The following is a 5,426-nucleotide window of genomic DNA, read 5'->3' as shown; positions in this document are numbered from 1 at the left end:
GGCTGAACCCGACCCAATCTGACGCTTATTCAAACCTGGGACACATCCATTTTCAACGCGACAATATGAAACAAGCTGTTGAAGAGTTTGACCGTGCCATTGCCCTGGGTTCTGATAAACCCGATACCTTTTATTTCGCAGGGCTGGCATGGAGTAAACAAGGTGACCATAGAAGCGCAATTCCCTTTTTGAAGCAGGCCGTTAAAATGCGCCCTAATAAAGCCAATTATCATTTTGATCTTGGAAACGCATACCAAAAAACCAGGTTTTTTGATGAAGCATTGCGTGAATTCAAACTGACATTGGATATTCAGAAAGAGCACCCTCAAGCTCAAAATAATATTGGTGTTATATTCTGGAACCTTAAGTCCTATGAAAGAGCTGAAACAGAATTTAAAAAAGCTTTAGAGATTCAAAGTGACCTACCTGAAATACATCACAATCTATCTGCGCTATATTTGAGAAATAGCGATTATACCAATGCGAGTTTTCATCTAAAGCAAGTTCTCAATCTGCAACCTGACAACGCAAAAGCCCGAAAATTGCTGGACTATGCCCTGAGTAAGTTAAAGGAAAACCCGTCATGATAGCAAGCAGATCAAAATTTTCCCAAACAGTTTTTGGTTACTGCCTGTTCATATCTATACTTGGGGTTCTTGTTTTTGCCAATCACCTTAATAACCCTTTTCAATTCGATAGTGTTCCCTATATCACCAATAATGCAAACTTAAAAAACCCTGAGTCGCTGCTTACTGCTGATTTCTGGAAAAACCAATTTATGGCACGCGGCTTACTTAGAATGTCTGTAGCTTTTAATGTTTACTTAGATGGGTTCAGACCCTTTGGATATCATGTTCTCAGTCTTGCATTTCATATACTGAACAGCTTGCTTCTCTTTTTTGTATTGGCAAAATCATTTCGCCGTTTTGGTTTTAATACAAAAGGCTGGGGCAAGAAAAGAATCCAGAACATTGCGTTTTTTGCTGCGGTTTTATTTCTTTGTCACCCTATTCAAACGGAATCTGTAATTTACATAATGAGTCGCTCAGAGGTTTTGGCCTCTACCTTTTACCTTGTTGGATTTCTAATGTTCCAGCAATTATTAGAACGACCTTCAGCTTCGCCTGTTCATTATATATTATATTTTCTGGTCATTATGGTAATAGCTCTGTTAGGGTTCAGCGTTAAACAAATTGTCGCGACCCTTCCTGCTACGATTCTTATTTATTATCTCTCCAGTTGTTCCGACCATTCTCCGGCCTGGCAATTTATCAGGAAATGGAAATGGTTAATTATGGGAGTTGTTTCAGTTTTGGGAGGTCTTTTATCTTATAAACTCTTTACAGATGAGTCATTTCTAATTGGCCCTTCCCGACCTTATGAGATGGTTGGGAGGGTTAAGTATATGCTCAGTCAACCGGGAGTGATCGTATTTTATTATCTAAAAAAGCTTTTATTTCCTATGAATCTTAATATCGATCCAGATGTTGAGATTGTTACGAGCCTGTTATCCTGGAGCTTTATAACTCCTGTCTTATGCATCGTTTGCTTGTTCGCAGGGTCACTGTTAATTTTCAAGAACCGGTTTATTTTCTTTTTTTTATGCTGGTTTTTTATTATTTTGTCCCCGTCCTCATCCATTGTAACCCTGCACGACCTGGCTGCGGAACACCGTATCTATCTCGCTTCGGCTGGTATTTTTATCTTATTAGCTTATGGGGCCTCAGTAGTAACTCGCAACTATTTAGCAATATCATCACAGCAAGGCGCCGTCCTTTTTTATCTATTTGTAGGAATAATGAGCGTTTTAACCATTGAGAGGAATACGACCTGGCGATCAGAACTATCTCTTTGGAAAGATACCTACCAAAAATCGCCGCATAAGTTACGTCCCTTAATAAACCTCGCACGAGCTCATAGCCTCAAGGGCGATAAGGAAAAAGCCATAAAATACTATAGGCAAGCCCTTGTTAAAGGACCATGGGATTTTGTTTCCAATTACAATCTGGGCGATCTTTATTTGGAAAAGGGATTATTAGATGATGCAATTAATCACTTTCTCAAAGCTAGTCGAATCGAACCAGAAATCCCGGAAACCTTTGCCAAGCTTGGTGAAATTTATTTAATGCAAAAAAAGTTCAAGTTAGCCGACTCATATTTCAGGCATGCTGCGGAACTAAACCCCCGTTCAGCTGCAGTTTTCAAAAATCTAGGAATAGTAAATTTATATCACCTGAATAACCCCAAACAGGGTTTAGCCTATTTTTCCCGCTCTTTGAATCTTGATCCCACCCAACCCGAGGCGGATAAAATTCGCAAATTAATTCAACAGTTCTCAACCCAGTAAATCTCAATTGGTTATTTGCAAAATTTATAAGTTTTAAAACGTGAAATTTTTGCCAAGTTTATTGAGGGTATGCTATATTTTGACCACCATTCAATAGTTAATTTAAAGTGCCGGAGTGGTGAAATTGGTAGACGCACAGGATTCAAAATCCTGCGAGGGCAACCTCGTGTCGGTTCGATTCCGACCTCCGGCACCATTCTATACTAGCTTATAAAATAAGCGCTTAATAGACTTTAGCCGCACTAGCAGTCACACCGTTTCTCATCCTAAATTCTCTCAAGGTACAACTGTGGTACATCACCTTGATGAGATTATGGCTTCTATCCAAAAGAGAAAATCAAAAGATGGCAGAGTCAGCTATCGAACTCTTGTGAGAGTAAAAGGCTGTCCTGTTAAATCAGCCACCTTTAACAAGAGTTCTGATGCTATTAAATGGGGGCAAGAGAGGGAAGCTGAGTTTCGGTTGAATAGGCACTTTAGTTTCACACCTGAGAATATCAATCTTACTTTAAGCAAAGTTATCGATCACTACCTTTCTCAAGTCTTACCTCATAAAAAAGATATAGCGAGACAAACTATTCAACTTAACTGGTGGAAATCTCAAATTGGAAGCCTTCGATTATGTGATATTTCTCCATCTACCTTCTCTGAATGTAGACAAATACTGCAAAGGGGCAATACTCATTATGGAACACCAAGATCCGCAGCAACAGTGAATCGATACCTAGCAGCTATTAGTCATGTCTATACTATTGCTTGGAGAGAATGGAATTGGATCAACTATAACCCAGTGCTGAACATTAAAAAATTGAAAGAACCAAGAGGAAGAGTGAGGTTCCTTAATGAACAAGAAAGACAAAGATTATTAGATAACTGCAAGGAAAGTAGAAGTCTCTTTCTTTATCCTATTGTTGTCTTAGCGTTATCAACAGGAATGCGTAGGGGTGAAATATTAGGCTTGAGATGGAGAGATGTTGATTTATGTAACAAAAGAGTTGTTATTCAAGAAACGAAGAATGGTGAACGAAGAGCTGTGCCTCTAGTTGGTAATTCATTACAACTTATTGAGAAACTAAAGATCAATGCTAGAGGCGCTAAAGATGATTATATATTCCACTCGCCTGAGAACAGAACTAAACGTTGTTCTATAAGAACCGCTTGGTGTAATGCTATAAAAAGAGCTGAGATAGAGAACTTCCGTTTCCATGATCTACGTCACTCTACAGCTTCATACTTAGCTATGAACGGAGCATCATTATTAGAGATAGCAGATATATTAGGACACAAGACATTACAGATGGTTAAGAGATATAGTCATCTTTCTGAGGATCATAAAGCTGATGTGTTAGAGAGAATGAATAAGAAGGTATTTGGTTAGCAGGCTTTGGGAAACCTAAGTTAAGTTCACGCTAATGTCAGAGCAAAGTGAGTCTTGTTGAATGCTTGAGAAGATCGGAACGCTGTTCCTCCGTGAGATAGAGAAACGGGAAGCCAAGCATGAGGAGTGATGACTGATTGCGGCGATGGGAAATACTTAAAAAATATCGGTATTTCAACGAAATAATTACTATCGGTTTATCAATGGTTTTTGTGATGTTTTGTGGATGCAAAAGGCTTATAAGGCCATAAGTTACAATCTCTTCGCTTGACAATAGATGTGATCTATAAGAATATCCACCCTATCAGTATACCTATACTTTTGTATTATTATTGGATTGACTAAAGTTCAGTTGTTACAAGCTTACTAACTCTGCTGGAACAGTTCATTCATTAACAAATGCGGGAGGAATGAAGTATGAGATTCTTGATGCGATCACCAATATTCTTAATCCTATTCACTCTCTTCTCATTGTTATCTTTTGGGGTAACAGCAATAGCGCAGGAAACTGGACTTCCTGTAGTACAAGGAACCTACCAATCTGCTTCTTCTCCAGCTAAAAGAGCATTGGAAGAAGCTATAGCGGCAAAACAGGAAGCAGAAACTCTGAAGAATGAAGCTCAAGCTGCTTTAACAGCAGCTACGGAAGCTTTGAATATAGCAGAGCAGCAATTACAAGCAGCACAAGAAGCTGCTGACGCAGAAGATCAAGCTCTACAAGTAGCTCAGGCAGAAGTAGATAAAGCACAGCAGGCAGTAGATGATGCTATGAGCGAATTGAACGAAGCTCAGGCAGCACTTGATGCATTAAACCAGCAGCTTGCTGAAGCTCAGAACAAAGTAGACGAAGCATCAACAGTAAAAGCCAGTGCCGAACAAGCCTTGCAAGCTGCTCTAGCAGAAATCAGCAGGATTACTGGTAACCCCATACCTCCAGTTAATGGCAGCTATGGCACTAGCCCCATACCACCAGTAGATGGAACCTATAGTGGACCTCCGAGCTCAGGTTCTAATATTGTATTTGAAAAGATCCCACCCACAGCAATAAATGTTGTAAGTAGTAATCCTGACGGATTTAATTGTGATATTGCCGGTGGGCCAGATGAACTTGTTAATGGTGCTTTGGATATCCCATATACATGTAATGATGCCATAAAGGTTGAACTTCAACTAAATTCAAGGATGAAGATTAGGGACATTGAAGTGTCTTATGATCCCTCTGATCCGATCGATCAAGAATTTTTTGTGTCCCCTTCAAGTCGGCCTGTAATCCTTATAGATGGCAAGGAAAGTAGATTTAATCAAATGAATATAAGGGACGATGTTACTGCCCGGACATGGCTTTTTAGTTATTCAGACTTAGCAGATTGTCCCAGAGGCCCAGTGGATTTTAATGAGAATGGAGTTGCTGTCCCTACTAATTGTAACATAGAGGGATCTGTTCTCACCTTTTCCCAAAAATGTAATTCAGGTGACACCTGCACACGCAGCATTACAGAAATTGCTATAGTAGCTGGGAAGCCATAACTAAGTGACATAGAGTTGTCGAATTGGCTCAAAGGTGAGACAACGAATCAAAATATTCCTACTGGTAGTAAGGGCTTTTTAATATAATTCATTGCAAGTAAAAGACTTATAGCGCCTACACATACTCAGCCTTTAATGCGGTAAATGCATCAAATGGTAAAACTTCGCCTGGGT

At 39.5% G+C, this 5,426-nt stretch carries 4 protein-coding genes and 1 tRNA gene; all 5 read left to right on the top strand.

The genetic code is table 11. The features are described from left to right. Positions 1 to 587 (top strand): tetratricopeptide repeat protein (locus F3741_10085; protein ID MZG31132.1); only part of this gene is annotated, 587 nt, incomplete at its 5' end. Further along, positions 584 to 2,347 carry a tetratricopeptide repeat protein gene (locus F3741_10080; protein MZG31131.1) on the top strand — a complete coding sequence of 588 codons (1,764 nt, stop codon included), beginning with the start codon at positions 584 to 586 and terminating at the stop codon, positions 2,345 to 2,347. The genes F3741_10085 and F3741_10080, both read left to right, overlap by 4 nt. A 109-nt stretch (positions 2,348 to 2,456) precedes the next feature. After that, a tRNA-Leu gene (locus F3741_10075) sits at positions 2,457 to 2,543 on the top strand. A 117-nt stretch (positions 2,544 to 2,660) separates the two neighbouring features. Beyond that, a complete protein-coding gene (locus F3741_10070) occupies positions 2,661 to 3,725 on the top strand; it encodes a site-specific integrase (GenBank protein MZG31130.1) in 1,065 nt (354 codons plus the stop codon). 417 nt (positions 3,726 to 4,142) lie between these two features. Further along, positions 4,143 to 5,252 carry a hypothetical protein gene (locus F3741_10065; GenBank protein ID MZG31129.1) on the top strand — a complete coding sequence of 370 codons (1,110 nt, stop codon included), beginning with the start codon at positions 4,143 to 4,145 and terminating at the stop codon, positions 5,250 to 5,252. Positions 5,253 to 5,426: the final 174 nt, after the last annotated feature.

Source organism: Nitrospinota bacterium (assembly GCA_009873635.1).
In the GTDB taxonomy this organism is placed as follows: Bacteria; Nitrospinota; Nitrospinia; order Nitrospinales; family VA-1; genus LS-NOB.
The sequence above is the reverse complement of the archived record's forward strand: the minus strand, read 5'-3'. Positions and strand labels throughout refer to the sequence as shown.

Coding starts and splice junctions, on each gene's coding strand:
- F3741_10080 (MZG31131.1), top strand. CDS start 584: ATGATAGCAAGCAGATCAAAATTTTCCCAAACAGTTTTTGGTTACTGC.
- F3741_10070 (MZG31130.1), top strand. CDS start 2,661: ATGGCTTCTATCCAAAAGAGAAAATCAAAAGATGGCAGAGTCAGCTAT.
- F3741_10065 (MZG31129.1), top strand. CDS start 4,143: ATGAGATTCTTGATGCGATCACCAATATTCTTAATCCTATTCACTCTC.